Source organism: Hyphomicrobiales bacterium, from assembly GCA_017642935.1.
In the GTDB taxonomy this organism is placed as follows: Bacteria; Pseudomonadota; Alphaproteobacteria; order Rhizobiales; family MH13; genus MH13.
Genome location: JAEPOK010000001.1, coordinates 1,468,072 through 1,493,986 on the forward strand (window position 1 = coordinate 1,468,072; position 25,915 = coordinate 1,493,986).

Sequence of the window (25,915 nt, forward strand, 5' to 3'; positions counted from 1 at the left end):
TTCGACCCTCGTCACCGCGAACATCCGATTTGTTTCGCTCGTAGCATCCCCGCAGCGGACGCAACGGTCACGTGGCAAAGCATTGAAAAATACAGGGCTTAACAAATCGTCAGTCCAGACAAAGCCAACGAGACCTGAGTACCGTTCCACCACTTCAGTCCCTCTGACGCAAAAGTGCTGCCAGGGTACTTCGAACTATTTCTGCCCGCTAAGACCTGGCTCCATTGATCGAAAGCGTTCGCGATCAAGATCTTGTCCGAGCCGATAACAAAGGTGCTCACGCCGACCGCTTGCCATCGCGCCATGAGCTCTTTGCACTCGCCCGGATCGGGGGAAAAAACCGGCATGACGACCGGGATGCCAGCGTCGCCAGCGCATCGGACCATGGCCTCCACGGCGTTCAGAACATCGGGATGTCGCCAGTTGCCGTTGTGGCCCATGGAAACAGATAAGTCGAAGGGCCCAAACATTAGTGCGCGCAATCCGGCGGTTGCGCAGATCGCTTCGATGTTGTCGTAACCGGCCTGCGTTTCGACCAAGCCGATGATCCCAACGCGCGCTTCTTCCTGCGCTACATAGGCTTCCCAGTTGCGGATGAAGTGGCCGCCGGAGCGGCAACAGGGGCAAGCACCGCGCAGCCCGTGCGGGCCAAAGCGGGTCGCCGCAACGGCCAGCGCCGCGCCCTCGGCCGTCTCAAGATTGGGCACCACGATATGACGAATGCCGGCGTCCAGCGCCTTCATGATGGTCACAGGATCGTTGGTGGGAACGCGCACCGCGCAGGCGATATCATTGGCATCAGTGGCACGCGCCAGGTTCTCCGCCGTCTCCATACCAAAGATGCCATGCTCGCAATCGATGATGGTGAAGCTAAATCCATTCAGGCCAATGATATCGACAAGCTCGGGCGCGGCGATCTGCGTCCAGGTGCCCAGGCTTGTCTCATCGGATGCCAGAAGTGCCTGAAGGTCACGCCTCATTCGTCTGCCAGTCCCAACACCGCTTTGCATTTGATCTCGACGATGATGCCTGGCATCGAGAAGCCCTTCACCGCAAAGCCCGTCCACGTTGGGTAGCGGTTGGTGAAGTAGCGATCCTTCACAGCCATGAAGATTTTAAGGTTGCCCATGTCTTCGGCAAACCAAGTTTCAAGCTCAACCACATCGTCGAACGTTGCACTGGCGGCATCCAGCACTTTGCCGACATTCTCAAAGGCTTGGGCGTACTGCTCCTCAATGCCCTCAACGACATTCAGGTTTTCGTCGCGCCCCACTTGGCCTGACAGGTAAAGCGTGTCGCCCACTTGGATCGCCGGCGCGTAGTGGTAGGAGTCGTAAATGTTTTCCATCCCCGGCGGGATGATGACTTTCCGAGTTGCCATAAATCACCTCATGTAACAGGCGGTTTGGATGGATTCGATGATGCGCTTGGTGTCGGGCATGAACGCGCGCTCCAGCCGATCATTGTAGGGAACCGGCATATCTGGCGCGCCGACGCGCTCTACTGGAGCATCGAGCCAGTCAAACGCTTGGTGCTGGATCGTCGCTGCAATTTCGCCGCCAAAGCCGCCAAAGGTTGGGGCCTCATGCACGACAACGGCGCGGTTTGTTTTTTGAACGCTTGCGATGATCGTTTCGGTGTCGAGCGGCTTGATGGTGCGCGGGTCAATCACCTCCACACTCACGCCTTTAGTGGCCATGCGGTCGGCCGCTTGCAGGGCTCGCTCGACCATGGCCAGCGTGGCGATGACGGTGCAGTCGGTTCCCTCACGCACGATGCGCGCTTTGCCCGGTTCAATCAGGTAGCGTTCTTCAGGCACCGCTTGTTCGGCGCCGAGATAGAGCAATTTGTGTTCTAAAAACACGACCGGACCATCCGAGCGGATAGCCGAAGCCATCAAGCCTTTTGCGTCATAGGCAGAGGCGGGCGCATAGACCTCTAGGCCAGGGATGTTGGCAAAAAGCATCTCCAGCGACTGGCTGTGCTGTGCGGCGAGCCGGATGCCGCCGCCCTGTGGGCCACGGAACACGATAGGCACCTTGGCTTTGCCGCCGAGCATGAAGCGCGCCTTGGCTGCCTGATTGATGATCGCATCCATCATTAGGGTCACAAAATCCCAAAGCTGCGCTTCGACAATAACGCGCTTGCCTTGCAGGGCTGCTCCAACACCACACGTTGCAATTGCGCCTTCAGAGATTGGCGTGTCGCGCACGCGCTCCGGCCCGAAAGCATCTATCAGACCGACCGTCAGCCCAAAAATACCCCCGATGTGGCCGATGTCTTCCCCGAGCAGGATCACGCCTTCATCGTGCGCCATCTCCAGGTGGAAGGCTTCGTTGATCGCCTCCTTGTAGGTAAGCTTGCGTTCCCCTGGCGCCGGCAAAACCGATAGCGCTGCCATGCTTGGAACGCTGACAAGTTCGGCGGCGTCTTCAAGCGACGGCTCAGCCTGTGCTGCGGCCCAGTCAATCGCGGCCTCCACTTCGACGTGGGTGCTTGAGAGCGTCTCATCATATCGCTCCTGATCGAGCTGCTTCTGCTGAATCAGACGATCGCGCAATCGAATGATGGGATCCTGACTGCGCCAGGCATCCTCCTCATCGGACGTACGATAGGCCGGCAGGTTGGCGCGCATGGAATGGTCATCCCAGCGGTATGTGAGCGCCTCAATGAGCGTTGGTCCCTCACCATCGCGTGCGCGCAGTGCAGCTTGTTCCATCGCCTGGCGCACCGCACCGACATCGTTGCCATCCACTCGAGTGTTGGGCACGCCGTAGGCATTGCCCCGAGCAGCTATTGAGGGCCCAGCGGTGACCATCTCCGTCGGCGTTGACAGGCCGTATTGATTGTTCTCGCAAAAGAAGATTAGCGGCAACTTCCAGATGGCCGCCAGGTTCATCGCCTCGTGGAAGATACCTTCATTGGCCGCGCCATCGCCGAAAAAGCTGATGCCGATTTGACCCTGGCCATCCAGTTTGGCGGCAAGAGCCGCCCCGGTGCCAAGGCCCATTCCCGCGCCAATAATACCATTGGCGCCCAGTATGTTCCGCTCCACATCGGCGATGTGCATCGAGCCGCCAATTCCAGCGCAATAGCCCGCCTGCTTGCCCATCAGTTCTGCAAACATGCGGCCCATGTCCGCGCCCTTGGCAAGCGTGTGCCCGTGCCCACGATGATGGGTGAGCAGGAAGTCCTCCGGTTCCAGAACAGCACATGCACCGGCAGCAATAGCTTCTTGACCAACGCTGGAGTGCGCTGTGCCCTTGATGACGCCGTCAAGAAACAGCTCCTTGGCACGCACCTCAAACTGGCGGATGCGCAGCATCAGGCGCAGAGCCACATACTGCTCTTCGAACGTCATGCGGTTGCTTGTCGTGTTGCCGGCAAGATCGGCGAGGATGGACACGTCAGCCATCAGCCACCCCCATAGACAAGACGTGGCAGCCAGAGCGAAAGGTCCGGCCAAACAAGCACGATGAGCAGCGCCAAAACCTGCAATCCGATAAAGGGCCACTGCGCAGCAAAAATATCCTGCAAGGTAACGCCCTCGGGTGCTGCGCCCTTAAGGTAGAAGCAGGCTGGTCCAAAGGGCGGTGTGAGGTAGGCGATCTGCATGGAGAGGTTGAAGACGATTCCAAACCAGAGCGGATCGTAGCCAAGCGTGCTCAGCACCGGCAGGAAGATCGGCATTGTGAGGAACAGGATGCCGATCCAGTCGATGAAAAACCCAAGCAGGACGAAGACCCCCACCATGACCGCCAGGATAATCGTGGGGTTCTCTGAAATGCCTGAGAGCATCTCGCTTGCGAAATCGATCCCGCCCATCAGGTTGTAGACGCCGATGAGGGCATTGGTGCCAAAGACCAGCCAGAAGACCATGCCGCAAGTGCGCATCGCTTGGATGAAGACCTCTCGGATCATGTCCAGCGTCAGCGTCCCGCGTACCCATGCAGCTAAACCGGAACCAAACGCACCAAGCGCCGCGCTCTCGGTGATGGACGCAAGGCCAGCATAGATAGAGACCAACACACCACCGGCCACCGCGACCGGCAGCGCAACACCCTTGAACAGGGCCAACTTCTCGCGGAGCGGCATGGCCTGTTCTTCAACGCTTAAAGCCGGGCCCATGGCCGGGTTTAGTCCACAGCGGATGAGCACATAGATCACATAGAAGCTGGCGAGCATCAGGCCGGGAAGCAGCGTTGCCAGAAACAACTGCGAGATGTTCACTTCAGCGGTGAGGCCGTAAAAGATCAGAATGATTGAAGGCGGGATCATCGTGCCGAGCGAGCCACCCGCCGTGACGATCCCAATGGCCAGCTTCTTGTCATAGCCAAGGCGCAGCATCTGGGGCAACGCGATAAGACCAAGCAGCACGATCTCGCCGCCAATGATGCCGGTCGTCGCGCCGAGGATGACGGCGACAAAGATTGTAACCACGCCGATACCACCACGCAGCGAACCCGCCCAGACGTGCAGCGCACGGTAGAGATCCCGCGCAACGCCGGACTTCTCCATGAAGCTCGCCATGATGACGAACATCGGCACGGCAATCAGAGCGAAGCTGTCGATGAAATCAACCGTACGGCTGCCCACAATGAACAACGAGTTGAGGCCGAACTGCGTAACCGCCAGCACCACAGCGATGGAGCCGGAAACAAAGGCCAGAGGCACGCCCAGCATGAGCAGCGTCGCCATACTGGCCAAAATGAGAAGGGTGAGCGTCCCGATATCCATCAGGGGGCGCTCGAGCGGCGTTTCAGCGCCTCATTGACCAGAACAACGAGGAAGAGAACCGCGCCCACGAACAACATGCCCTTGAGAAACGCTGGGACAGGCGCGTTGAAGCTGCTGCCCGTGCGTTCCGGCGTCCATGTGCCATCCAACGCGAAGCGCCAGATGGCGCGGTCGGCCATGCGCCAGGAGGCGTAGGCAAGCCCGCTGAGATAGGAGAGCCCGGCAGCCACGCTGAGCCAGTGCGAGAGACGTTCGAGCGTTGGACGGTTTTCGACCAAGACCGAGATACGCATGTGCGTTCCCTCGGCCATGCAGTAGGCACCGCCGAAGATGAACGCAAAGCCGGCCAGCATAACGGAGACCTCGTGCGCCCACGCTGTGGGGGCGCCAAAGCCGTAGCGTGCGACGACTTCGTAAACCATCACCAGGATGATGGCTCCAAAGCACCACGACGCTGTGCGGCCAAGCCACTTGGCAAACTGGCTAAGAAACACCATGAGGCGCTTTCCAATGACGCGCCGGGTCGCCCGGGAGGCGAAGCGACCCCGCGCACAGCACCATCAGTTGAGGCCGAGCTCGCTCAAAAACGCTTGATGGCTGTAAACGATAGCCTGGGCGTTCGGGCTGCGGCTGCCCCAATCGGCCCACACTTCCTGTGTCAGCGCGCGGAAGATCGCCGCTTCTTCTTCGCCAAACTCAAGGAACGTTACATCAAGCTCGTTGGCTGCCTGTTCCTGCGCGGCTGCATCAGCGTCAGGCAACTCACTGCTCAGTCGCGCCGACATACTGTTGCAGGCATCTTCAAAGGCTTGCTGACTATCGGCAGAAAGACCGTTCCACTTCTGCAGCGACACGCTCATCTCGGTCACAGCCATAGAATGGCGTGCCAGAACAGAATATTTTGCCTGATTATGCATGCCCAGCGCCACGTTGAGCGCGACATTGGCAAGGTCCGTTGCATCAAGCACACCGGTTTCCATAGCCGTTACGCTTTCGCCAACGCCCATGGTGACCAGTGATGCACCAGCGCGGCTAAGAAGATCAGAGGCAAGACCGCCCGGCGCACGCATGGAAAGGCCCTCAAAGTCGGCCACCGTGTTGATGGGAACGGTGGAAGGAATTTGCTCGGAAGGCCAATAGATCGGGCAGATGAAGTAGAGGTCGTACTGCTCATATAGCGCGCGTGCCAGCTCCAGCCCGCCACCCTCAGTGAACCAGCGGTCTCGCGTTGCGCTATCAGGATAGGCACCAATCGTATCACCCAAAACACCCATCGCTGGGTCGCTCCCTGCGAAATAGCTGGGTGCGGTGTATTGGCCATCAAGAATGCCGTTCTGAATGGCTTCAATCGTTTCGGCAGCACCAACAACAGCTCCGCCCGGCAGGACCGTTATGTTGATCTCGCCGTCCGTCGTTTCGGCCAGTTCGGCGGCCATTTCTTCAAAGGCAACGGTCGTGGCCGCGGTTGCGCTCAAGAATGTTTGCATTTGGAAGTCTTCGGCAGCCACTGGCGCCCAGGCAATGGAAGCCAGCGCAGTGCCGGCGAGCATGGATTTCAAAGTCATGTGGTCGTCCTCCCTGACGATGGTTGAGTGCTCACGGTTACGCCGCGATGCGTGGTGTTTTCATGTTGAGGATTTGTCGGGTCTCTTCGACGGTGGCCGGTTCGCGACCCAGTGCGCGCGCCTGGGCAACCACCTTGGCGATGACCTCGGCATTGGTCAGGTGTCGCTCACCATCCATGTAGTGATAGTCACCAAGCCCGATGGAGATATGGCCACCCTCGCGGATAACCTTGTCAGTCAGCGTGAACAAGTTGCCCTTGTAGGAAACCGCCGTCCAAACGCAGTCGAAGCCTTTCGGCAGGAATGCGGTGTGGGCGTCGAGGCCAGCCTCCGTGCCTGGATGCCCGGCAAAGATGATCTCATCGGTCATGCAAAAGCACACATAGGCTGGCGCTTCGAGCACACCCATTTTCAGGAACTGTTCGATCTGCCGGGTGAAGCCCACATTCCAGCTGACAAGGTATGGTGTCAGGTTGTAGTGCCGAATTCGCTCGGCAAAATACATCAGCGTACTGGTTGAATTCTTATAGATGAGTTCGGTGGTGTCATATTTGCCTTCTTCGGGATTCCACCAGTCCACATTGACGCTGCCGACATCCATTGGCGCGAAGTCCGGCGCGGTGTCGGCCGACTTCATCATCTGCTCGATGGCAGCAAAACGCCCTTTGGCATCGGTGTCGTTGGCCACATAGCCAAGCGTGGGATGGATCAGGATGCCGGACTGGGCGCGGATACCGGCATTGGTCTCCAAATAGAAGTTAGGATCATGGTCGGGTGCTCCATCCGCCTTGCGACCGTGAAAGTGCACAATGGCCGCGCCCTCACCATAGCAAGCCTTTGCATCGGCAATGATTTCTTTGGGCAGGAAAGGCACATGCGGGTTTCCGCGACGTGTCGCAAGCTCGTTCACCCGCGCCTCAATGATGATCTTGCTCACCGCCAGCTCCCATTCGTACGTGCCGCCTCTTTCGGGCTGCCTCGCCTAACGATGGCGCAACAGATCGCATAAATCTAGCCTTAGGATATATCTTTCTTGCAAAATGCGCGAGAACATATATCTTAGGATATATGAATTCGACGACAGAGTCCCTTGTCCAACCTAACATTGCCGATCTTCTCAGCGCTGCCGTCGCAGGTCACACCATGCAGCGTGTGCGAACGCCCGACGGCAAATACCGCTACAGTTATGTAAGCGATGGCATACGAGAGGGCCTTGGCCTGGACCCAGACATGCTGATGAACGCCCAGGCAGTGGATCACAGTTGGCTGCATCCCGAAGACCGCATGATCTTCATTGATGCGCTTGAAGCATCCGCTGCAGAACTGAGCCAGCTTGATGAGGAAGTTCGCGTGAAGGCGCCGGGCGGAGGCTACCGCTGGGTGCGCTCCATTGGCAGCCCTCGCAGGCTTGATGACGGGACAGTCATATGGGACGGCGTTGCGCTGGATGTCACAGATCGCCGCCAAGCTGTGGACGCCCTACAAAAGGCCTTATCGCAGGTGCGTGCGAGCGAGACGTCGGAAACGCGCTTTTCGCAAATAGCGGCACTCGATGTGTCGGAGAGGCTTCATGACCTTGAACGCGCGATAAAAGCGCTGCCCTCATCTTTGAGTGCAGCGGTTGAACTAAACGCCCGTTTTGACGATTTCAAACGTTCCCTGTCGGCCGCACGAGACCTCGTTGAAAAAGAAGAGCCTGCGGCACGACATGTGCCCGCCGGCGACCAGCCTGGTCACAATGAAAGGTTTAGGCTGAAACAACTAACGGCCAAACAACGGCAGGTCTTGGCCGTCATGAGCGAAGGATACTCCAACCAACAGATCGCCGGGGAGCTGGGGATTACGATCGGAACTGTAAAGCTTCACATTTCAGCGATACTGAAGCGATTGGCAGCACGAAATCGCACGCATGCAGCCCAGATGTGGAACGGATCTCTGCGGTGAGAAAGTGTTGTTCGCCGTCACGGTGGAAGAGTTCAATTAGCTCGGTTAGTCGATTGAGGTCTGAAACTTCGATCACTAGCCCAAGTGGCAAGCCATTGCCCCCAATGAGCGGTCGTGTGTGAATCCCGATTTCGCAAGGACTTAAGCGAGCAGTTGGCTTGTGACCGCCTCATCGCTAGGAGCGGACATTCGCATTGATCGCAAAAGAAAGCCGACGTTGCCTCGGAAAGCGATGGACCGACGGGGCTGATGGAACAGACAACAATTTTCAACATTGCCTGATAGGTGGTTGTGATCAGACGACGGCGGAGTTAGCGCGAGCAGGCAACACAGACTGTAGCGTTTTGCCGCTACCAATGAAGTTTCACCATTTGGATGTTTTGTCTGTTGAGCATCCGGGCGTCCTGGTTCGCCAGCCTTTTGGCGAGCGGAAAACCGCCCCAGGCAGCTAGAAAACAATCGCCCCGCCAATCGCTATGCTAAGCGTGCTTTTTTCCGCGTGTTTCTTGCGGATGATTCCAGCAAGGACACAGGCCCTATGAAAATCGTGACGCGGGAAACGGTTGCCGACAAACTGCGCTGGGCGGACATTATCGACGCGCTCTTCGAAGGCCACCAAAAGCGACAGGCGGAAATCGGTGATCAGCTTCTGTCGCGTGGCCCGGACGCTTTGCTTAGCCGTGCCGCTTGGATCGACGGTCTTGGGTTCGGCGTCAAATCCGTATCAGTGATGGCCAACAACGTGGCGGCTGGCTTGCCGACCGTGCAAGGTGGCATGTTGGTCTTTGATGATACCACTGGCGCGCTTGAGGCCATTCTCGACAGCGACTTGGTGACCGAATGGAAGACAGCAGGCGACTCGGCGCTCGGCGCCAAGCTTCTCGCGCGGCGCGACAGCGCGTCTTACCTCATTCTAGGCGCGGGTGTCGTTGCCGAGAGTCTGGCTCACGCTTTTTCACAGACTTTCCCAAGCCTTCGCCGCATCGAAATCTGGAACCGAACGCCGGGAAAAGCCAAAAGTCTCGCAGAGAAACTGGCCAAGGACGGATTGCCCGTGTCCGCCGTTACGGACCTACCGGCCGCATGCACGCGCGCCAACATCATCTCGACCGCCACCATGGCAAAGGAACCGATTTTGCTGGGCGAGTGGGTCGGCGATGGCACGCATGTCGATCTTATCGGCGCGTTCAAAAAGGACATGCGCGAGGCCGACAATGAGTTGCTGCAAAAGGGTCGCCTCTTCGTCGATAGTTTTGAGACCACGCTCGATCATATCGGTGAATTGATGATCCCGCTGGCTGAGGGTGCCATCGCGCGAGACGCCGTCTTGGCGGACCTATATGGACTGGTTGCTGGTAGCTTTGGGCGAGACACGGAAGACGAAATCACGGTCTTCAAAAATGGTGGCGGAGCCCATCTGGACTTGATGACCGCCAAGCGGATCTTGCAGTCCGCCGATTAAACGGCCTTCGGCAATGTGTATGAGCAGCTGTATCGGCGAGGAAGGGCAACAGAAGCTTGCCCACAGATGCAGGCTAGCCGCTGTTCAGGTAAGCCGCTTGGGGGAGAGGTCATTGGCATTGAGGCCAGAGATCGATCGGCCAGGCGACGACTGCCCTGATATACATAGCTGAGCGGTAAGTTGCGCGAGGGCTGGTGCCATCATGATGCCGTAGCCGCCCTGTCCGGCGAGCCAGAAGAAGCCGTCTAATTTCTGGTCGAAACCAACCACTGGCGCCTCATCGGCAACGAAATTGCGCAAGCCAGCCCAACTGTGGGGAATACGTTTCACTGGGATCAGCGTTTCGCGCTGCAACCAGTCAGCCAGAATAGCAATGTCCATTTCATCGGGCTGCACATCTTGCGGTTCGGTCGGCGTCGCATCCCCTGGTGAGGCCATCAGCTTGCCAGCGTCGGGCTTCAGGTAGATGTCCGAGCCGGCAAAATCGACCGCAGGTAATGCGGGAATATCGGTGCCATCGGGCGCGTCGATGATGATCGCCGTGCGTCGCTTGGCAACCAATCCTATCGGGATGGCGCCGGCCAACCGGCCGATCTGGTCCGCCCAAGCTCCAGCGGCGTTGATAACGGACTTGGCCTGAAAACTCTCCGTCGCTGTTATGACGGTCCAACTGTCGGCAGTGCGATCAGAAGCGCCGACACGCTGCCCTGTCATGACCACACCACCGCGCGCTCTTAGCCCTTTCAGATAGCCTTGATGCAGTCCGGCGACATCAATGTCTGTCACATTGGCCTCAAATACCGCATCAGCAACTCGCTCCGGTCGCAGGAAGGGGACACGTTCAAGAACGTCTTGGACGCTCACACGCACCACCTCTTCGCCAGGCTCGGAGGCTGCCAGCAGGGGCTGCAAGGCTTGCTCATCGCCGGGCGCAGCAACCGTCAGAGAGCCTCGGGGCGTCAGCAGAGGCGCGTCACAGAAGCCATCTGGCGGGTCCTTGAAGAACGGTGCGCTGGCTGCATTGATTCGGCGCACCACCGGTCCACCATAGTTGCGCGTGAACAACGCCGCCGATCGTCCCGTGCTGTGATAACCGGCGCTCTTCTCGGCCTCCAGCAGCAACACACTGCCATGCGACGCCAGTTCGTAGGCGGCTGATGCACCGGAAATGCCGCCCCCGATCACGAGGAAATCATAGATCACTGGCACGGCCTTTTTGGTAGGCGCGACCCCGGCATGGAGCAGGCCGGTTCAGTGAAGCGCCTAAAATTCCATCAATGCAAGAAAAATAAAAACTTTGACATGTTGAAAGTTTTATTTCACCGTAAGGGCAACTGACGAGGTTCCTCTCATGGCCAAGCCCTTGCACGATCGCCTATCCGAGGCGCTGTCATCTGCCTCCAAGGCAGATCGTGCGATCGCAAACTTCATGCTGGCTGAACCGCGCACATTGCCTTTTGAAACCGCTGCAAGCCTGGCTGAAAAAGTGGGCGTGAGCGAACCGACAGTCGGCCGTTTTTGCCGCGCCATTGGCTATGACGGTTTCAAGGATCTGAAGAACACGTTGAAGAACGATATGGGCGATCAGCCGTGGCTGATCGGCGATCGCCTGCGCGATTTGCGTGCCCGCGCCCAGGCCGGTGAAGACCAGCTTTCGCGGGGCCTGGAACTTGAGATGGCCGCTTTGGTTGCGGTCTACGAGATCGCTCACAGCGCGGCGTTCGATGCAGTCGTTCAACGCCTTGCCAAAGCAGACGCGGTTTATGCCGTGGGGTTCCAGACCGAACGCGGCATGGCGCAGATTTTCGTCAATCAGCTGCAATATCTGCGCGACCGGGTGCAACTTCTGGATATGGCCAGCGGCAATTTCGCCGAAGTCTTGGCGATGGACGGTCAGGATGCTGCGCTGGTGATCTTCGAAGCGCGCCGTTACTCCCGCCATGCCCGCCTGTTGGCAGAAGAAGCCAATGCCGCCGGCATCCACGTCACCCTGATCACCGACCCCTACTGCGACTGGGCCCATGATGTGGCCGACGAAATTTTCGTCGTCCCGACCTCCTTCAACCTCTTCTGGGATTCAACCGCTCAGATGGCGAGCCTCGCCAACCTGTTGGTCAACGGCGTTTTCATGGCGCTTGGCCCCGACGTCGAGGCGCGGATGGACAAGATTGCCGGCCTTTATGGCCGGTTCACCGGCCATGTTGGGAGCCCTGCCTCTAAAGCTGGTTCAACGCGACCGGAGAGCCCACCCAAGATCTGACCTGCCTGTTTTCACAACAAGGATGTTTCCTATGCGATATTCGACCAAGACTCAGCTTCTAACAGGATCGGCTATCGTAGCGGCCGGTCTCCTCTTTACAGCGCCTGCCCTTGCCCAAGACGTCACCATTGCCTTTGCCGCTGGTGAGCTTGGCGCCACATCCTACAATCCGATCACCGCCAACAATCTGAACTCGGCGACCTCGCTCATTTACGACCGTCTGGTCGAGCAGGACGCCGATCAGTCGTTCCACCCGCATTTGGCAACCTCCTGGGATGAGTCGGCTGACGGCATGACCTGGACCTTCAAGCTGCATGCGGGCGTCACCTTCCATGATGGCAGCCCCTTCAATGCGCAGACGGTTGCCGACTGGATTCCTGATTTTGCTGGCACCGAGAACGCGTTTCTAGTGGAGGCCATCGAGTCGGTGGAGGTTGTCGATGACCTGACCGTCCGCTTTGTGATGGCGCGACCGGAACCCAACCTTCTCTACAATCTGGCAAGCTCTTTCATGGGCATTCCAGGCCAGGCTGCCTACGATGAGATGGGCGAAGATTTCGGTGTCACTGGCGCCGTCGGCACCGGCCCGTTCCGCCTGGACAGTTTTCAGATAGGCCTGGAAACGGTGCTCGTGCGCCATGACGACTATCAGTGGGGCTCGGACCTTTCCGAGAACACTGGGCCGGCCCACCTTGCCCAGGTGACATTCCGCGAAATCCCCGATCAATCCACCGCTTTTCTTGAGCTACGCACCGGCGGCATCGACATCCTGCTCGGCGTACCCACCGATTTTCTACAGATCCTTGAAGCCGAAGCCAGTGTCGAAGTGATCCAGATGCCCGGCACCGGCATCAGCTACATGCCGATCAACGTCACAGCGCCGCCATTCGATGATATCCGGGTGCGCGAGGCGACAACCCTTGCCATCGACCAACCGGCCATCGTCGCGGCGGTCTACAATGGCGTCGGCGCACCGGCGCACAACTTCTTGATCTCTTCGCTTCCCGAGGCGGAGGTCAATGACGATCTCAACGTCTATCCTGACCTTGATCGAGCGGCGGCGCTGCTTGACGACGCTGGCTGGGCGCTTGGCGATGATGGGGTGCGGGAAAAAGACGGCGAGCGGCTATCGGTGGATCTGTTCACTGCCAACAGCACCGAGTTCACGCGGCTGACCCAAGTCGTGCAAGCGCAACTGGCGCAGATCGGCATGGAAGCAGAGATCACGGTTTTTGATGGCTCCACCATTCGCGATGAATATCGCCGCAACGCACACCAATTGGCTGTGCGGGCCTACGACTGGAACAATTCAGACATTCTGGACTGGTTCTTCAGCGGCACGCGCCTTGGCTATCCCAACGTTTCCATGTGGGAAGACGAAGAAGGCCAAAGGCTCAACGATGTGGCGATGACGGAAAGCGCCACGTTCGATGAGCGGATCGCGAACTTCCGCGCCTACCATGAGTACGTGCTCAGCCAGCACCTGTTCGTGCCGATCTACCAACCTACGCAGAACATCGCGTTCAACGCGACGACCGTCAGCGTCCCTACGCCGATCCGCGGCACCCGCTTCCGCTCGCAGACGGTGCAGGACATTCGCGTCGTCGAATAGTCCGGCACACGCCGACTGGGTCTCCGGGGTCTACCTCCGGAGACCCCACACCACCAAGCGAGAGGCCGGTGAATGCTGCTGCGATACACGTTTCAACGTCTGCTCATGCTCATTCCGGTCTCCATCGCGATCTCCATCGTGATCTTCATGATCGTCCATCTGTTGCCCGGCGATCCGATCGACAATCTGTTGCGCATCGGCTCCTCGGAGGAAGATCGGGCGGCTCTGGTGGCGCTCTACGGCCTCGATCGGAACCTCTTCATCCAGTACATCACCTGGATCGGAAACATGTTTCAGGGCGACTTCGGCCAGGCGATCGTGCTGCGCCGCCCGGTTGCCGATCTGATCGGTCAGAACCTGCCCTACAGCCTTGTGCTTGGCGGGCTAGCCTTCGCTTTTTCCACCATTGTCGGCATGACGTTGGGCACGATCTCAGCGGTTGTCCGTAACCCCATTCTCGAACGCTTCGTGCGCGGCTTCATTCTTCTCGGCTCAACCGTTCCGGGCTTTTGGCTGGCGCTGCTGCTGATCCTGTTTTTCGCCGTCAATTTGCGCTGGTTTCCAGTGTCCGGAGCTGGCGGATGGCAAGCTCTGGTCTTGCCCGTCTTGACCATCGGCTTTGGTGGTGTGGCGCTGGTGGCCCGCATCACCCGCGTCGCCCTGATGGATGCGCGCCGCGAAGACTTCGTGATGCTGCTGCACGCCAAAGGTCTATCGGCCAAGACCATTCTTTTCGGCCATCTGATGCCGCATGCGCTATTGCCGGTCGTGACCATTCTGGCGCTGCGCATCGGTTGGATATTGGGAGGTGCCGTTACGGTTGAATTCGTCTTCGCGCGCCCCGGCCTCGGCTCCCTGCTCATTCGCGCCCTTGGCCAGCGCGACTATCCGGTTGTCCAGGGCTGCCTGCTGATGCTTGCCCTTGCGGTCATGATCGGAACACTCATCGGCGACGTGGCGCAGGCTGCCATGGACCCCCGCGTACGAGAGGCAAAATCATGACCCCCACCACTGCGCCGCGAAGCGCTTTCGCGACGATGGCCATGCGCTCTTATGAAGCCTTTGCGCGGATGAGCATCGGCCGGGCGTTCTCGTCCTGGATCGGCAAGATTTCCGGCGGCTTTATCATCCTGCTCGTTCTGACGGCGGTCTTCGCGCCTTGGATCGCGCCCTTTGATTTCGCCGCACAGAACCTGATGAACGCCAACCAGCCGCCGGCATGGCCGCACTTGCTGGGCACTGACGAATTTGGACGCGATGTGCTCAGCCGCGTGATCTACGGCGCGCGTACCTCACTGTCGGTCAGCGCCACCGCCATCGGCATCTCGATCACCGCCGGCATGATTTTGGGCGCGGCAGCAGGCTATTCTGGTGGCCTGTTTGAACGCGTGGTGATGACGGTTGTCGACCTCACCTGGTCCTTCCCCGATATTCTGATCGCGCTGATCTTTGTCGCCATCATCGGCCCTGGCCTGACGTCCACAACCTTCGCCATCGCGATTGCCTATCTGGCGCAGTTCACCCGGCTGACGCGGGCCCAGATCGTTCGGCTGAAACGCGAGACCTTCATCGAGGCAACCATCAATCTGGGCGCCAAGCCGCATCATGTTCTGCTGCGCCATCTGATGCCCAACGCCATCGCGCCGGTCATTGTGGTGGGTATGCTCGCCATCGGCGACGGCATCGTTTTGGAAGCAACCCTCGGCTTCTTCGGTCTCGGTGCCCAACCACCCACGCCAAGCTGGGGCGGCATGATGTCGTCGGGCACCGCGCAGCTGTTCTTGAGCTCTTGGGTGATCATATTTCCTGGCGTGGTCGTGGCAGTTACAGTGATCGCGGTGAACTTGTTCGGCGATGAACTCATCCGTGCGCTCGATATTCGCGACCGGTTGAGAGGGGCCTGAGCATGTTGCAGGTGCGCGATCTCAGCGTTGCCTTCGGACCGATACAGCCGCTCTCCGGGGTGAGCTTTTCCATCGAACGCGGCGAGACGCTCGGGATCGTTGGCGAAAGTGGTTCGGGCAAGAGTCTGACGGCCATGTCGGTCATGGGTCTTCTGCCGCTGCAAGGCGGGCGAATCACCGCAGGCAGCATTGCCTTTGATGGCCAGGAGCTGACCGAGCTGCCTGAGAAAGCCTACCGAAAGCTGCGTGGCGGGCGGATCGGGCTTATCACCCAGAACCCTATGACATCGCTGGACCCGCTGAAAAAAATCGGCCCGCAGGTCGATGCGGTTGCGATCCTGCACCTGGCGATGAGCCCGCAAAAGGCACGCGAGCGCACGGTCGACATCCTTGGCACGCTGCGTATTCCCGAGCCGGCGCTCATTTGCGAGCGCTATCCGCATCAAATGTCCGGCGGCATGAAACAGCGCATTGTGATTGCCATGGCGCTGGCGGCTGATCCCGACGTGCTGATCGCCGATGAGCCAACAACGGCGCTCGATGTCACGGTGCAAGCGCAGATCATCCGACTGCTTGATGATCTGGTCAAAGACCGCGATCTGGCACTGGTTCTGATCACCCACGATATGAGCGTGGTCGCCCAGACCTGCGACAAGGTGGTGGTGATGTATGCCGGTCGTGCCATCGAGCATGGTCCCGTGGAAGCCATCTTCGATGCGCCTCGGCACCCTTACACCCAGGCGCTCATCGGCTGCATTCCCCGTGGACTGGACGAAAACACCAAGCTTGAAGGTATTCCTGGCACCGTGCCAACAGTCCAGAATTATCCGGATGGCTGCCCGTTCCATCCGCGCTGCCCCCGCGCGCAGGACATTTGCTCAACGACGCTGCCTGCCTTCGTAGGCCATGACCAGAGTGCAGCGGCCTGCCATTTCGCAGGAACTGCCTGATGGCCAATCTCTTGGAAGTGCGCGATCTCTCCAAACGGTTTACCAGCCCAGGTGGGCCGTTCAAAAAGGCGCGCTCCATGCACGCGGTCAACGGCGTGTCGTTTGATTTGCCCAAGGGTCGGGTCGTCGGCGTGGTGGGCGAAAGTGGCTGCGGCAAGTCGACCTTGGCACGCCTGATCTTGCGGTTGATCGAGCCAAGCAGCGGGGCGGTCTTGTATGAAGGCGCCGACCTGTTGGCCAAACCGGCGGCGGACATGCGCGCGCTGCGTGCCGACATGCAGATGGTGTTTCAGGACCCCTATTCAGCGATCGATCCGCGTTACACCGTCGCGCGGGCCGTGATCGAGCCGTTCGAGGTGCAAGGACGCAAACCCGAAGCTACAGTTGAAGAGGAAGTCGCAACCTTGCTCGACATGGTCGGGCTAAATCCTGGTCTTGCCAGCAGCTTTCCGCACCAGATTTCCGGCGGCCAGAAGCAACGCGTCGGGATCGCGCGGGCGCTCGCGCTGCGGCCATCCCTACTGGTACTCGATGAACCCACCGCTTCGCTGGACGTGTCGGTCCAGGCGCAAATCATCGGCCTGCTTGAAAAACTGCGCGACGAATTCGGCCTCACCTATCTGTTCATCAGCCATGATTTGAGCTTGGTGAAATATTTCTGCGACGAGATCATGGTCATGTATCTCGGCCGTGTCGTTGAAGCCTTGCCCGACACCGATGCGCCGGCGCGCCATCCCTACACAAAGACGCTGATGGATTCGACGTTCGAGCCCGATCCGAAAAAGCGACGTCTGATTGCGCCGCTGGAAGGCGAAGTGCCCAGCCCCTTCGATCTGCCGCCTGGCTGCGCCTTCGCTGACCGTTGCCCCCACGCCACCGACATCTGCCGGTCTGAAACCCCTGCACTGGCGGCCAACGGTGGCCACGCGGTCGCCTGCCACCATCCGATTTGAAGGAAACGGTCTTTGAGCTTCAAGGTTCTCAGCGCTGAAATTTCTCACGAAACCAACACCTTCAACATCCGCCCAACCACCTTGCAAAGCTTCCGCGACCATTGTCTGCTCGATGGCAAGGCGGCCATTGCAGCGCGAGGTGCCAAGAACACCGTGCTCGCAGGCATGCTCGATGCCGCCGGGGATCATGGTTGGGATGTTACCCACACCATCAGCGCTGCGGCCGGACCTGGCGGACGGGTCACACGCGACGCTTTTGACGCCTTGGTAACGCCGTTAACCGATGCCGCTCAAGGGACGTGGGACGGTGTTTTTCTCATGTTGCACGGCGCCATGGTCACCGACTTCTGCGAGGATGGAGAGGGCGAAATCCTGCATCGCTTGCGTGCCCTTGTTGGGGCCGATTTGCCCATCGCCGTCACACTGGACCCTCATGCGAACGTCACTGCAGCGATGTGTGCGCTGGCTCAAATCTTGGTGTCCTACACGACCTATCCGCATGTTGATCTTCGTTCCACAGGACGACGCGCGGCGGAACTTCTCCAACGCACCATGCTTGGCGACATAAAACCAAAAACGCTGCGCGCCCACCGGCCCATGCTTGAGGAGGCCAATGGTGGGCGCACCGATATTGGACCGATGATCGACCGCCAGGCGCTCGCCCGGGCCTACGAGATGCGCAAAGGCGTTTACGCCATCAGCATCAATGGCGCGTTTCCCTGCGCCGATATCGCTGAAGTCGGGCCGACGGTCCTTATCACCTGCGAGGGCGAAGCAACGCCGCATCAAGCGATCATCGAAGAGATCGCCGATGACATCTGGGAGAAGCGCCACGAGGCCTTGAACAGCTATCTCAGCGTCGAAGACGCTGCTGCTATCGCGCGCGGATGGGACGGTGCGGCCGGACCATTGGTGATCGCTGACTATGCCGACAATCCAGGTTCTGGCGCCTATGGCGATGGCACATCATTGCTGGCCGCGCTTCTGGACGCCAGTGTATCCGACACATGCTACGGCCCGATGACCGACGCCGAGGCAGCAGAGATGCTCCAGGCCGTTCCGGTGGGCGAGACATCAACGCTGTCGGTTGGCGGCAAGACGGCACCAGGTTTCGGCGGCGGTCCGCTAGAACTCACCGGCACGGTGATGTGGTCGGGCAACGGGCGTGTGATCGGTAACGGCCCGATGCTCGGCGGCCTAGAGCGCAGTTTCGGCACCAGCGCGGTGTTGCGCGTTCAAGGTATCGATATCCTGATCGTTAGCATCGCCCACCAAATCTTGGATCTTGCCCAATTCCAGACCTTCGGCATCGATCCGGTCAAGGCCCGTGTTGTTGCGCTGAAATCAATGCAGCATTTCCGCGCCGCATTCGCGCCGATCGCCGGACGGATCATCGTCTGCGACAGCGGCGCCTTGTGCACGACCAATTATGCTGCCCTTCCATATAAGAACGTGCCCCGGCCAACTTTTCCGCTTTAGCCGGGCCTGACGGCGCACGTTGCTCGGAACAGGACCTCACATGGGTCGACCGGTTTGCATCCAGCCCTGATAACAAACAAACGACGCGTCTTAGAAGCAGATTGTCGCTATGTCTTTCTTGGATAGTTTTTTCCACTTTGCGGTCAACGTGGAGAGCTGCCTGACATCTTCTTCAATGCGTGTGATGAAAGTCGTCTCTGAGCAAACCCGCCCGTCGCGAATAATGGCGGCCTGGTGGGGTTCAAAGACCACTTTGCCGCCATTTTCGAACCTCGCAAGTTTAATCAACGTAGATCGCCACGACACACTACGCCCCGACAAATTGCGGCCAAAGCCGTCACGATCAGACAAACACCAATCCAGCTGAGCAGCACCGCGAACACTCTTGCCTTTGAAAAAACCGTCGCGTGGTTGGCTAGGTCTTTATTGTCTGTTCTGGAAACTTAGATCCGATTGGGCAAACCAGAGTGGGCTTGGACGGGCCGGATCTCCCCTAACCCTAACTCCAGGCTTGTTGTCGAATGTGTGAGCCATTCGGCATACAAATGGACGATCTTTAGATGACACAAGAGACGTTGATGATCGCATCATCGTGTGCTTTTTTGGAAACTCTAATTAAATCACGGCATTAAATTAGGAACGCCGACCCTATTCCCATTCGATGGTGCCGGGCGGTTTGCTGGTTACATCATAGACCACGCGGTTGACGCCCTTTACCTCGTTGATGATGCGGGTGGCGGTGTTGGCCAGAAACTGCATGTCGTAGTGATAAAAGTCCGCCGTCATGCCATCGACGGAGGTTACGGCGCGCAGGGCAAGTACGAAATCATAGGTCCGGCCATCGCCCATCACGCCGACGGTTTGCACCGGTAAGAGCACCGCAAAGGCTTGCCAGATGGCGTCGTAAAGTCCGGCGTTGCGGATTTCTTCCAGATAAATCGCATCGGCTTTGCGCAGGATATCCAGCTTCTCAGGGGTGATGCCGCCTGGGCAGCGAATGGCGAGGCCCGGCCCCGGAAAAGGGTGCCGGCCAACGAAGCTTTCCGGCAAGCCAAGTTCGCGGCCAAGCTTGCGGACCTCATCCTTGAACAATTCACGCAAGGGCTCGACGAGGCCCATGTTCATGCGCTCGGGCAACCCGCCGACGTTATGGTGGCTCTTGATGGTGACCGATGGGCCGCCGGTGAAGGACACGCTTTCAATCACATCCGGATAGAGCGTGCCTTGGGCGAGGAAGTCTGCGCCGCCCAGTTTCTTGGCTTCGGCCTCAAACGTCTCGATGAAGAGGCGGCCAATGATTTTGCGTTTCTCCTCGGGGTCGGAAACGCCTTCCAGCTCACCGATGAAAAGATCGCTGGCATCCACATGCACCAGAGGAATGTTGTACTGGCCGCGGAACATGCCGACCACTTCGTCTGCCTCATTGAGGCGCATCAGGCCGTGATCGACGAAAATGCAGGTGAGCTGCTCGCCGATCGCCTCGTGAATCAGAACGGCTGCCACGGAAGAATCCACACCGCCCGACAGGCCGCAGATCACGCGTTTGTCGCCTACCTGCTCGCGGATACGGCGGATCGCTTCGTCACGAAACGCCCCCATTGACCAATCGCCCTCAACGCCAGTGATCTTATGCACAAAGTTGGCAAGCAGCTTCGCGCCATCGGGCGTGTGCACCACTTCGGGATGAAACATCACGCCGTAGAATTGGCGCTCTTCATCGGAATAGGCGGCGAACGGGGCGCCGGGCGACGTCGCCAACACGTCGAATCCGTCGGGCAAGTCGATCACACGATCGCCATGGCTCATCCACACCTCGTGCCGGGTGCCGACGTCCCAAACGCCGTCGAATAGCGGCGAGGCCTTGTGCACTTCAACAAAGGCCCTGCCGAACTCGCGGTGGTCGGACCCTTCGGCTTTGCCGCCATTTTGAATGCACATCGCCATCTGGCCATAGCAAATGCCAAGCACCGGCACGCCAAGATCAAACACACGTTGCGGCGCCCTCGGGCTGCCGATATCGCTTGTCGATGCCGGGCCTCCCGACAGGATCACCGCAACAGGATTGAGACGGTCAATGGCAGCATCGGCAGATTGGAAGGGAACGATTTCAGAATAGACACCCGCTTCGCGGATGCGGCGGGCGATCAGCTGGGTCACCTGACTGCCGAAATCGACGATAAGAACCGTCGCGTGGTCCTGCGCCTGGGGCACATCGTTTTGGGGGGTGTTTTGCATCGCCAAGCTTTAGAGCCGCGTTGCGACACGATCAATCCTCGCGCGGAATTAGCGGTGGAGGAGTTGAGACCCATGCAAACGCCCGGCAAGCACTCAAGACTCCGGCTACGCTTTGCTCTTCAGGGCAAGCCGCGCTGCCTTATCCAGAGCTTGCAGGAACCGTGAGCGATCGGCCTTGGAGAACGGCCTCCCGCCGCCTTGCTGAAAAGGGTTGGCAGCGCGAATGTCCTGCATCAGGTCGCGCGTCGCCAAGCGTTCGCCAATATTGGCTGTGTTCAGCTCTTGCCCGTCATGCTGCAGAACCTGGGCGCCGGCCTTGACGCACCGGTCCGCCAGCGGGACGTCGCCGGTGATCACGACATCGCCCGAACCACACTCGGCAGCGATCCATTGATCGGCCACATCGGGTCCTTCGGCGACGATTTGAAGCGAGACAAGCGGATTCCGTGGTGGCCGTATGCCGCCATTGCAGACAAGGACCACCGGTATGCCTAGTCGCGTTGCTACGCGCTCCACCTCATCTTTGACGGGGCAGGCATCGGCGTCGACGTAAAAGGTGGTCAATGTGCAGTATCCAAGTATTGAGGGCGCACGCCGTGTCCAAAACACCGCAAACCCCGGATTTTGCACCGTGCGAGGCGCAAAAGCTGCCGAAATGGTGTATTTTCGTTAAGCCTATTGGCGCAAAAGCAATGTTTAGCGATGACACACGGATTCTCAAAGCGCCATCAGCCAAGATCAGCAGGATAGACCATGACTTTGACACGTCGCACCGTAGGCCTTGGACTGCTAACCACCGCTCTTGCCGGCTGCGCCAGCGGCGGTCTTATTGACGCCTACAGCTATGCCAGCACCGAGTTGGCCAACGACCTACGGCCAACGCCCAACGCAGCCTACGATGCCTGGGTAACCGCCTTCCGGGCACGCGCGCGAAGCCAAGGCATCAGCGAGGCAACGTTGGAGGCAGGTTTCGCCAATGCCGGCTTTCTGCCTGGCGTCGTCAGTCGAGATCGTAACCAGACCGAGTTCACCCGCACCCTTGAGGATTATCTGGCGATTGCCGCCTCCGACGAGCGCGTGCGCAATGGACGCGCCGCTTTCCAAACCCACCGCAGCAAGCTGCAACGCTTGGAAGCGACCTACGGAGTGGATGCGGAAATCATCACTGCCATCTGGGGCCTTGAGAGCTCCTATGGCGATCGGCGCGGCAACATCCCCGTGATCTCGTCCACCTCGACATTGGCCTTTGATGGCCGTCGCGGACGGTTTTTTGAGCGACAGCTTATGGCCGCGCTGCGGATCATCGAGAATGGCGACATTCCAGCACCGTTGTTGACCGGCAGTTGGGCGGGCGCCATGGGGCACACCCAATTCATTCCAACGTCCTATGAGGCCTATGCCGTTGATTTCACTGGCGACGGCCGCCGCGACATCTGGTCCGACGACCCCAGCGATGCGCTGGCATCTGCCGCCGCCTATCTGCAACAGAATGGCTGGACGCCTGGCACCCCCTGGGGTCGTGAGGTGACGGGAAGCGGCGGCGGTGGGGATATCATCCAGCCACAGGCCGGCGGCCCGCGCTTTGCTGTCACGAGCAATTTCAACGTCATCAAACGCTACAACAACTCCAACTCCTATGCGATTGGGGTCGGGCACCTCGCCGACCGGATTGCTGGTGGCGGGCCGCTGCAAACGCCGTTTCCACCGGATGCCAACGGGCTGACGAAAGACGACCGCAAAGAACTGCAAGAACGGTTGACCGCTTTAGGCTTTGATACCGACGGCGTTGATGGCGTGATCGGCACCAATTCTAGGGCGGCCATCAGCGCCTATCAGCGCAGCCAGGGCCTCCCCGTTACCGGCGACCCGTCACTGGACCTGCTGCGCCGCCTGCGTTCCTGACGAGTTTTTGCACGACCATCTGACGACGTTCAGGCCATGATAGGATTGCGCGCTGTCAGAGCTCGACCATGGCATCGAGCAAGGCCTCTAGCTCTGCCAATCTGTCTTTGCCCAAACGCTGCTCGAAGGCCGACGTCAGCTCGCCTTTGATCCGGTCGGCGTCTGCCAACGCGCTGTGGCCTTTATCGGTCAGTTCGACCAACCGACCACGCTTGTCCTGCGGATCGACGCTGCGCTGCAAAACCCCTTGCCGTTCCAGGCCATCGAGCATCTGCTGCAGCGCCTGCTTGGTCCATCCGGTTGTGTTGAGCAGGTCCGATTGACGGCAGCCCTGACGGGGAATGTGGCCGATCAAGGTGGCCCGCGCCTGCGTGAACCAGTCATGGCCAGCGGCATTCATCTCCCCCACGAACATTTGCAGCCAAGCGTCGTAGGCCCGGTGTAACCGGATGCCGAGATGCCCGGGCAGCGTTGTGGGTTCTTTTTTAGTCAACTAACTTGACTTTCTTGGCGATCTCCATACGATCCATATAGTCAATATTATTGACTAACTCAATGGAACGGAGAAATGCGATGGATTTCCTGACACAAACGACGATGGCCGTGATCATGGTCGGATCAACCCACTATGTCGATATCGGCGCCCCCCAAGAGGCTGTGATTTACTATGAGAATGCATCGGCTGCGCATATGGTGTTGCCCGATGGCGCCTCGTTTTCCGGCACCTGGCGCCTTACCGACAGCGGCTATCATGTCGATTGGGTTGATGGCCCATCCGGCGACTGGCGATTGAGTTACACGCCGGGCCGCATTGGCTATGTCGACGGCGAAGGCAAAGACCTTGGCCCGATCACACGCATCGTTTTCGGCAATGCAGAAAGCCTGCCCACCGGCTAATGGACCTTGTTGGCCCCGGCTTCGAGCTGGTCTTTCAAGAGGTCGAGCGCATGGGCGAGCTTCTCGTCAACGATGTGCAGATAGTCGGCCCAATCGCCAAAATGGCGCAGTTCCTCGGCTCCGTCCGACACGCCGCGCAGACCACAAAACTCCACGCCAAAGGTCTGGCAGGCGCGCACGATCGCGAAGCTTTCCATGTCCACCAAATCGGCATCGATTGTGTCATAGACGGCGCCTGACACGATGTTCGCGCCGGTGGACAGCGTGGCGTTTGGCACCCCGTCAATGATGGGTTGCACTGGGATCGTTGCCGGCTGATCGAGGAAGGGCGTCACGCCTTTCTCAAACCCCAACGGGCTTGCGTCCATGTCGCGGTAGCTGACTGCGCTGATCTCATGGACGCTGCCCTGTTCCAGCTTGGCCGATCCGGCTGAGCCAAGCGAAACCACGAGATCGGGCAGAGGATTGACGGTCGCGAGTGCCGCGCCGATGCCGAGCGCAGCCTCCACTGGACCGACGCCGACAATGAGTGGCGGCAGGCGTTTTTGCAGCTCCACCCCATACTCCTGGTCGGTCGCCATGGCGAAGAGGATACGGGTGTTACCCCAAGTCAGTATCGGTGTTGGCGTGGCGGTCATGCGGGACCTCGTGTCAGGCAAGCGATGAAAAACCCGTCGGTTTGAGATGTTGCGGGTGTCAAGCGTAGTCCAAGAGCGCCTGTCGCAAAACCATCGGTCGCGATGGACGGCAGAGTGGCTGGCACATCATCCCGGCCCAGCGACGCGATCATCGTCTCAGCATTTTCCGCTTTGAAATCAGGATGATCGCTCAAGAACGCGACCAGCTGATCCTCATTTTCTTCGGCGAGCAACGAACAGGTGATGTAGGCAAGCCGTCCACCAGGTTTGACGAAGGATGCAGCCTGGTTGAGCACGGTGTTCTGCTCTTCTATGCGTGTGGCGAGCGCCGTTTCCGACAGCCTCCATTTGGTGTCGGGATGGCGGCGCCAGGTGCCCGTGCCGGTGCAGGGCGCATCCACGACAACGCAATCAACGCCTTGGGAGGCGATTTCGTGCGTTGCCAGCGCATCGGGGTCAACCACTTGAATATTATGGGCTTTGGCCCGTTTGATCCGTGGCCAGATATCTTTCATCCGGCGGCGATCAATGTCGTGGGCGAAGACTTGTCCTTTGCCTCCCATGAACACCGATAGCGCCAGCGCCTTACCCCCTGCTCCGGCGCAAAGATCAAGCATGGTGCGCGGTTTGATGCCTGCGACGGCCAACTCGGCAGCAAGCTGGGACCCGGCATCCTGCACCTCGATCCAGCCCTTCTGAAAGGCTTCATCGGAGGTGATGTGCGGCGCGCGCTGAAAGCCATTCGTGGCTGGGATGCGCCGTAACAGTGGGAACTTTGGGTCGCGCTCCGTCTTGTGGCGGGCGAGCGCTTTTTCGGCCCGTTCCGGTTTGGAGGTGAACGGGTTGAGCCGCAGATCGATTGGCGCGCGGGCCGCCATCGCACCCACTTGGCGCACCCAATCATCGCCGAAAACGCGCTCGAAAGAGGGTGTCAGCCAATCGGGACTGTTAGCCGGCGTATCGTCGCGACGAACGGCAGAATAGTCCGGACTAAGACCAGATATCCCCGGTGTTTCGTCTGGAACAATCGGGCTTAGTCGCGATGTTTGGAGCGCCGTGCGCTCTTTGTCAGACAGAGGCGCGGGTGCGTGTGGATCACCCTCAAAATCGGGCAGGTCACCGTCGAGATAGCCAGGCAAGATCACTACCGCGGCCAAAATGGCCGCACGGGGCGAGTCGTCATCCATTGTCGCCGCCAAAGACCGTCGATGACGCAATGCGTCATGCACCAAATTGCCGATCGCGGCGCGATCTCCGGACCCCGCAAAACGATGGGCGTTGCCCCAGTCTTTGAGCACCTGCGCGACGGGGCGACGCTGGGCCTCCAGCGTCTCCAGCACCTCCATGGCGGCAGCCAATCGGCCGGGCAGCCGCATC

Annotated in this window: 25 protein-coding genes; 11 read left to right on the forward strand and 14 right to left on the reverse strand. The window is 59.3% G+C overall.

The window, feature by feature from the left end; genetic code table 11:
* Positions 1 to 98: 98 nt before the first annotated feature.
* From JJ917_06930 to JJ917_06960, 7 genes are all read right to left on the reverse strand, one after another.
* The gene (locus JJ917_06930; protein MBO6698544.1) at positions 99 to 980 is read right to left on the reverse strand and encodes a hypothetical protein; all 882 of its coding nucleotides are present in this window, start codon (positions 978 to 980) and stop codon (positions 99 to 101) included.
* A complete protein-coding gene (locus JJ917_06935; protein ID MBO6698545.1) occupies positions 977 to 1,381 on the reverse strand; it encodes a RidA family protein in 405 nt (134 codons plus the stop codon). Before JJ917_06935 ends, JJ917_06930 begins: the two co-directional genes overlap by 4 nt.
* A 3-nt stretch (positions 1,382 to 1,384) precedes the next feature.
* Positions 1,385 to 3,325: a dehydrogenase E1 component subunit alpha/beta gene (locus JJ917_06940; GenBank protein MBO6698546.1), complete on the reverse strand. Its 1,941-nt coding sequence runs from the start codon at positions 3,323 to 3,325 to the stop codon at positions 1,385 to 1,387.
* 89 nt (positions 3,326 to 3,414) lie between these two features.
* Positions 3,415 to 4,737: a TRAP transporter large permease subunit gene (locus JJ917_06945; GenBank protein ID MBO6698547.1), complete on the reverse strand. Its 1,323-nt coding sequence runs from the start codon at positions 4,735 to 4,737 to the stop codon at positions 3,415 to 3,417.
* Positions 4,737 to 5,234 carry a TRAP transporter small permease subunit gene (locus JJ917_06950; protein MBO6698548.1) on the reverse strand — a complete coding sequence of 166 codons (498 nt, stop codon included), beginning with the start codon at positions 5,232 to 5,234 and terminating at the stop codon, positions 4,737 to 4,739. Before JJ917_06950 ends, JJ917_06945 begins: the two co-directional genes overlap by 1 nt.
* Before the next feature lie 63 nt (positions 5,235 to 5,297).
* On the reverse strand, positions 5,298 to 6,302 hold the full coding sequence (gene dctP, locus JJ917_06955; protein MBO6698549.1) for a TRAP transporter substrate-binding protein DctP: 1,005 nt from the start codon (positions 6,300 to 6,302) through the stop codon (positions 5,298 to 5,300).
* A 37-nt stretch (positions 6,303 to 6,339) separates the two neighbouring features.
* Positions 6,340 to 7,239, reverse strand: a complete 900-nt coding sequence (locus tag JJ917_06960; GenBank protein MBO6698550.1) for a 3-keto-5-aminohexanoate cleavage protein — start codon at positions 7,237 to 7,239, stop codon at positions 6,340 to 6,342.
* Between the two features lie 131 nt (positions 7,240 to 7,370).
* Between JJ917_06960 and JJ917_06965 the strand changes: the two genes are divergently transcribed.
* Both JJ917_06965 and JJ917_06970 read left to right on the forward strand, forming a co-directional pair.
* The gene (locus JJ917_06965; protein MBO6698551.1) at positions 7,371 to 8,246 is read left to right on the forward strand and encodes a PAS domain-containing protein; all 876 of its coding nucleotides are present in this window, start codon (positions 7,371 to 7,373) and stop codon (positions 8,244 to 8,246) included.
* A 538-nt stretch (positions 8,247 to 8,784) separates the two neighbouring features.
* Positions 8,785 to 9,708 carry an ornithine cyclodeaminase gene (locus tag JJ917_06970; GenBank protein ID MBO6698552.1) on the forward strand — a complete coding sequence of 308 codons (924 nt, stop codon included), beginning with the start codon at positions 8,785 to 8,787 and terminating at the stop codon, positions 9,706 to 9,708.
* Positions 9,709 to 9,792: 84 nt separating this feature from the next.
* On the opposite strand, the gene JJ917_06975 is transcribed toward JJ917_06970, so the two are convergent.
* Complete coding sequence (locus JJ917_06975) at positions 9,793 to 10,908, reverse strand: FAD-binding oxidoreductase (GenBank protein ID MBO6698553.1); 1,116 nt, start codon at positions 10,906 to 10,908, stop codon at positions 9,793 to 9,795.
* A 151-nt stretch (positions 10,909 to 11,059) separates the two neighbouring features.
* Here JJ917_06975 and JJ917_06980 point away from each other — a divergent pair, with 151 nt between their 5' ends.
* From JJ917_06980 to JJ917_07010, 7 genes are all read left to right on the forward strand, one after another.
* Entirely contained in the window at positions 11,060 to 11,968 is a 909-nt protein-coding gene (locus JJ917_06980) for a MurR/RpiR family transcriptional regulator (GenBank protein ID MBO6698554.1), read from the forward strand.
* Positions 11,969 to 11,999: 31 nt separating this feature from the next.
* Entirely contained in the window at positions 12,000 to 13,580 is a 1,581-nt protein-coding gene (locus JJ917_06985) for an ABC transporter substrate-binding protein (GenBank protein MBO6698555.1), read from the forward strand.
* Between the two features lie 75 nt (positions 13,581 to 13,655).
* A complete protein-coding gene (locus JJ917_06990) occupies positions 13,656 to 14,582 on the forward strand; it encodes an ABC transporter permease (protein ID MBO6698556.1) in 927 nt (308 codons plus the stop codon).
* A 68-nt stretch (positions 14,583 to 14,650) separates the two neighbouring features.
* Positions 14,651 to 15,484, forward strand: a complete 834-nt coding sequence (locus JJ917_06995) for an ABC transporter permease (GenBank protein ID MBO6698557.1) — start codon at positions 14,651 to 14,653, stop codon at positions 15,482 to 15,484.
* Between the two features lie 2 nt (positions 15,485 to 15,486).
* Positions 15,487 to 16,434, forward strand: a complete 948-nt coding sequence (locus JJ917_07000) for an ABC transporter ATP-binding protein (protein ID MBO6698558.1) — start codon at positions 15,487 to 15,489, stop codon at positions 16,432 to 16,434.
* Positions 16,434 to 17,387: an ATP-binding cassette domain-containing protein gene (locus tag JJ917_07005; protein MBO6698559.1), complete on the forward strand. Its 954-nt coding sequence runs from the start codon at positions 16,434 to 16,436 to the stop codon at positions 17,385 to 17,387. The genes JJ917_07000 and JJ917_07005 overlap by 1 nt, the downstream gene beginning before the upstream one ends.
* 12 nt (positions 17,388 to 17,399) lie before the next feature.
* Positions 17,400 to 18,866 carry a M81 family metallopeptidase gene (locus JJ917_07010; protein MBO6698560.1) on the forward strand — a complete coding sequence of 489 codons (1,467 nt, stop codon included), beginning with the start codon at positions 17,400 to 17,402 and terminating at the stop codon, positions 18,864 to 18,866.
* A 90-nt stretch (positions 18,867 to 18,956) separates the two neighbouring features.
* Here JJ917_07010 and JJ917_07015 read toward each other — a convergent pair whose 3' ends face one another.
* The 3 genes from JJ917_07015 to JJ917_07025 all read right to left on the reverse strand — a co-directional run bounded on the left by JJ917_07015 (position 18,957) and on the right by JJ917_07025 (position 21,665).
* On the reverse strand, positions 18,957 to 19,217 hold the full coding sequence (locus tag JJ917_07015) for a hypothetical protein (GenBank protein MBO6698561.1): 261 nt from the start codon (positions 19,215 to 19,217) through the stop codon (positions 18,957 to 18,959).
* Between the two features lie 297 nt (positions 19,218 to 19,514).
* Positions 19,515 to 21,101, reverse strand: a complete 1,587-nt coding sequence (guaA, locus tag JJ917_07020; GenBank protein MBO6698562.1) for a glutamine-hydrolyzing GMP synthase — start codon at positions 21,099 to 21,101, stop codon at positions 19,515 to 19,517.
* 105 nt (positions 21,102 to 21,206) lie between these two features.
* A complete protein-coding gene (locus tag JJ917_07025) occupies positions 21,207 to 21,665 on the reverse strand; it encodes a YaiI/YqxD family protein (GenBank protein ID MBO6698563.1) in 459 nt (152 codons plus the stop codon).
* A 189-nt stretch (positions 21,666 to 21,854) separates the two neighbouring features.
* Between JJ917_07025 and JJ917_07030 the strand changes: the two genes are divergently transcribed.
* On the forward strand, positions 21,855 to 23,003 hold the full coding sequence (locus tag JJ917_07030) for a lytic murein transglycosylase (GenBank protein MBO6698564.1): 1,149 nt from the start codon (positions 21,855 to 21,857) through the stop codon (positions 23,001 to 23,003).
* A 55-nt stretch (positions 23,004 to 23,058) separates the two neighbouring features.
* On the opposite strand, the gene JJ917_07035 is transcribed toward JJ917_07030, so the two are convergent.
* Complete coding sequence (locus tag JJ917_07035; GenBank protein MBO6698565.1) at positions 23,059 to 23,418, reverse strand: winged helix-turn-helix transcriptional regulator; 360 nt, start codon at positions 23,416 to 23,418, stop codon at positions 23,059 to 23,061.
* Between the two features lie 158 nt (positions 23,419 to 23,576).
* On the opposite strand from JJ917_07035, the gene JJ917_07040 reads away from it, so the two are divergent.
* Positions 23,577 to 23,900, forward strand: coding sequence for a hypothetical protein (locus JJ917_07040; GenBank protein ID MBO6698566.1), 324 nt, complete (start codon positions 23,577 to 23,579; stop codon positions 23,898 to 23,900).
* Here the strand turns inward: JJ917_07040 and JJ917_07045 are convergent.
* Positions 23,897 to 24,538, reverse strand: coding sequence for a 5'-methylthioadenosine/S-adenosylhomocysteine nucleosidase (locus tag JJ917_07045; GenBank protein MBO6698567.1), 642 nt, complete (start codon positions 24,536 to 24,538; stop codon positions 23,897 to 23,899). The genes JJ917_07040 and JJ917_07045 overlap by 4 nt on opposite strands.
* Positions 24,535 to 25,914, reverse strand: a complete 1,380-nt coding sequence (locus JJ917_07050; protein MBO6698568.1) for an RsmB/NOP family class I SAM-dependent RNA methyltransferase — start codon at positions 25,912 to 25,914, stop codon at positions 24,535 to 24,537. The genes JJ917_07045 and JJ917_07050 overlap by 4 nt, the downstream gene beginning before the upstream one ends.
* Between the last annotated feature and the right edge of the window lies 1 nt (position 25,915).

What these genes read in the sequence shown, in the direction of transcription:
- JJ917_06970 (MBO6698552.1), top strand. Translation starts at nt 8,785, where the DNA reads ATGAAAATCGTGACGCGGGAAACGGTTGCCGACAAACTGCGCTGGGCG.
- dctP (MBO6698549.1), bottom strand. Translation starts at nt 6,302, where the DNA reads ATGACTTTGAAATCCATGCTCGCCGGCACTGCGCTGGCTTCCATTGCC.
- JJ917_06980 (MBO6698554.1), top strand. Translation starts at nt 11,060, where the DNA reads ATGGCCAAGCCCTTGCACGATCGCCTATCCGAGGCGCTGTCATCTGCC.
- JJ917_06940 (MBO6698546.1), bottom strand. Translation starts at nt 3,325, where the DNA reads ATGCTGCGCATCCGCCAGTTTGAGGTGCGTGCCAAGGAGCTGTTTCTT.
- JJ917_07000 (MBO6698558.1), top strand. Translation starts at nt 15,487, where the DNA reads ATGTTGCAGGTGCGCGATCTCAGCGTTGCCTTCGGACCGATACAGCCG.
- guaA (MBO6698562.1), bottom strand. Translation starts at nt 21,101, where the DNA reads ATGCAAAACACCCCCCAAAACGATGTGCCCCAGGCGCAGGACCACGCG.
- JJ917_07030 (MBO6698564.1), top strand. Translation starts at nt 21,855, where the DNA reads ATGACTTTGACACGTCGCACCGTAGGCCTTGGACTGCTAACCACCGCT.
- JJ917_07040 (MBO6698566.1), top strand. Translation starts at nt 23,577, where the DNA reads ATGGATTTCCTGACACAAACGACGATGGCCGTGATCATGGTCGGATCA.
- JJ917_06965 (MBO6698551.1), top strand. Translation starts at nt 7,371, where the DNA reads ATGAATTCGACGACAGAGTCCCTTGTCCAACCTAACATTGCCGATCTT.
- JJ917_07050 (MBO6698568.1), bottom strand. Translation starts at nt 25,914, where the DNA reads ATGCGGCTGCCCGGCCGATTGGCTGCCGCCATGGAGGTGCTGGAGACG.
- JJ917_07005 (MBO6698559.1), top strand. Translation starts at nt 16,434, where the DNA reads ATGGCCAATCTCTTGGAAGTGCGCGATCTCTCCAAACGGTTTACCAGC.
- JJ917_06935 (MBO6698545.1), bottom strand. Translation starts at nt 1,381, where the DNA reads ATGGCAACTCGGAAAGTCATCATCCCGCCGGGGATGGAAAACATTTAC.
- JJ917_06950 (MBO6698548.1), bottom strand. Translation starts at nt 5,234, where the DNA reads ATGGTGTTTCTTAGCCAGTTTGCCAAGTGGCTTGGCCGCACAGCGTCG.
- JJ917_06995 (MBO6698557.1), top strand. Translation starts at nt 14,651, where the DNA reads ATGAGCATCGGCCGGGCGTTCTCGTCCTGGATCGGCAAGATTTCCGGC.
- JJ917_07035 (MBO6698565.1), bottom strand. Translation starts at nt 23,418, where the DNA reads ATGTTCGTGGGGGAGATGAATGCCGCTGGCCATGACTGGTTCACGCAG.
- JJ917_06930 (MBO6698544.1), bottom strand. Translation starts at nt 980, where the DNA reads ATGAGGCGTGACCTTCAGGCACTTCTGGCATCCGATGAGACAAGCCTG.
- JJ917_06945 (MBO6698547.1), bottom strand. Translation starts at nt 4,737, where the DNA reads ATGGATATCGGGACGCTCACCCTTCTCATTTTGGCCAGTATGGCGACG.
- JJ917_07045 (MBO6698567.1), bottom strand. Translation starts at nt 24,538, where the DNA reads ATGACCGCCACGCCAACACCGATACTGACTTGGGGTAACACCCGTATC.
- JJ917_06985 (MBO6698555.1), top strand. Translation starts at nt 12,000, where the DNA reads ATGCGATATTCGACCAAGACTCAGCTTCTAACAGGATCGGCTATCGTA.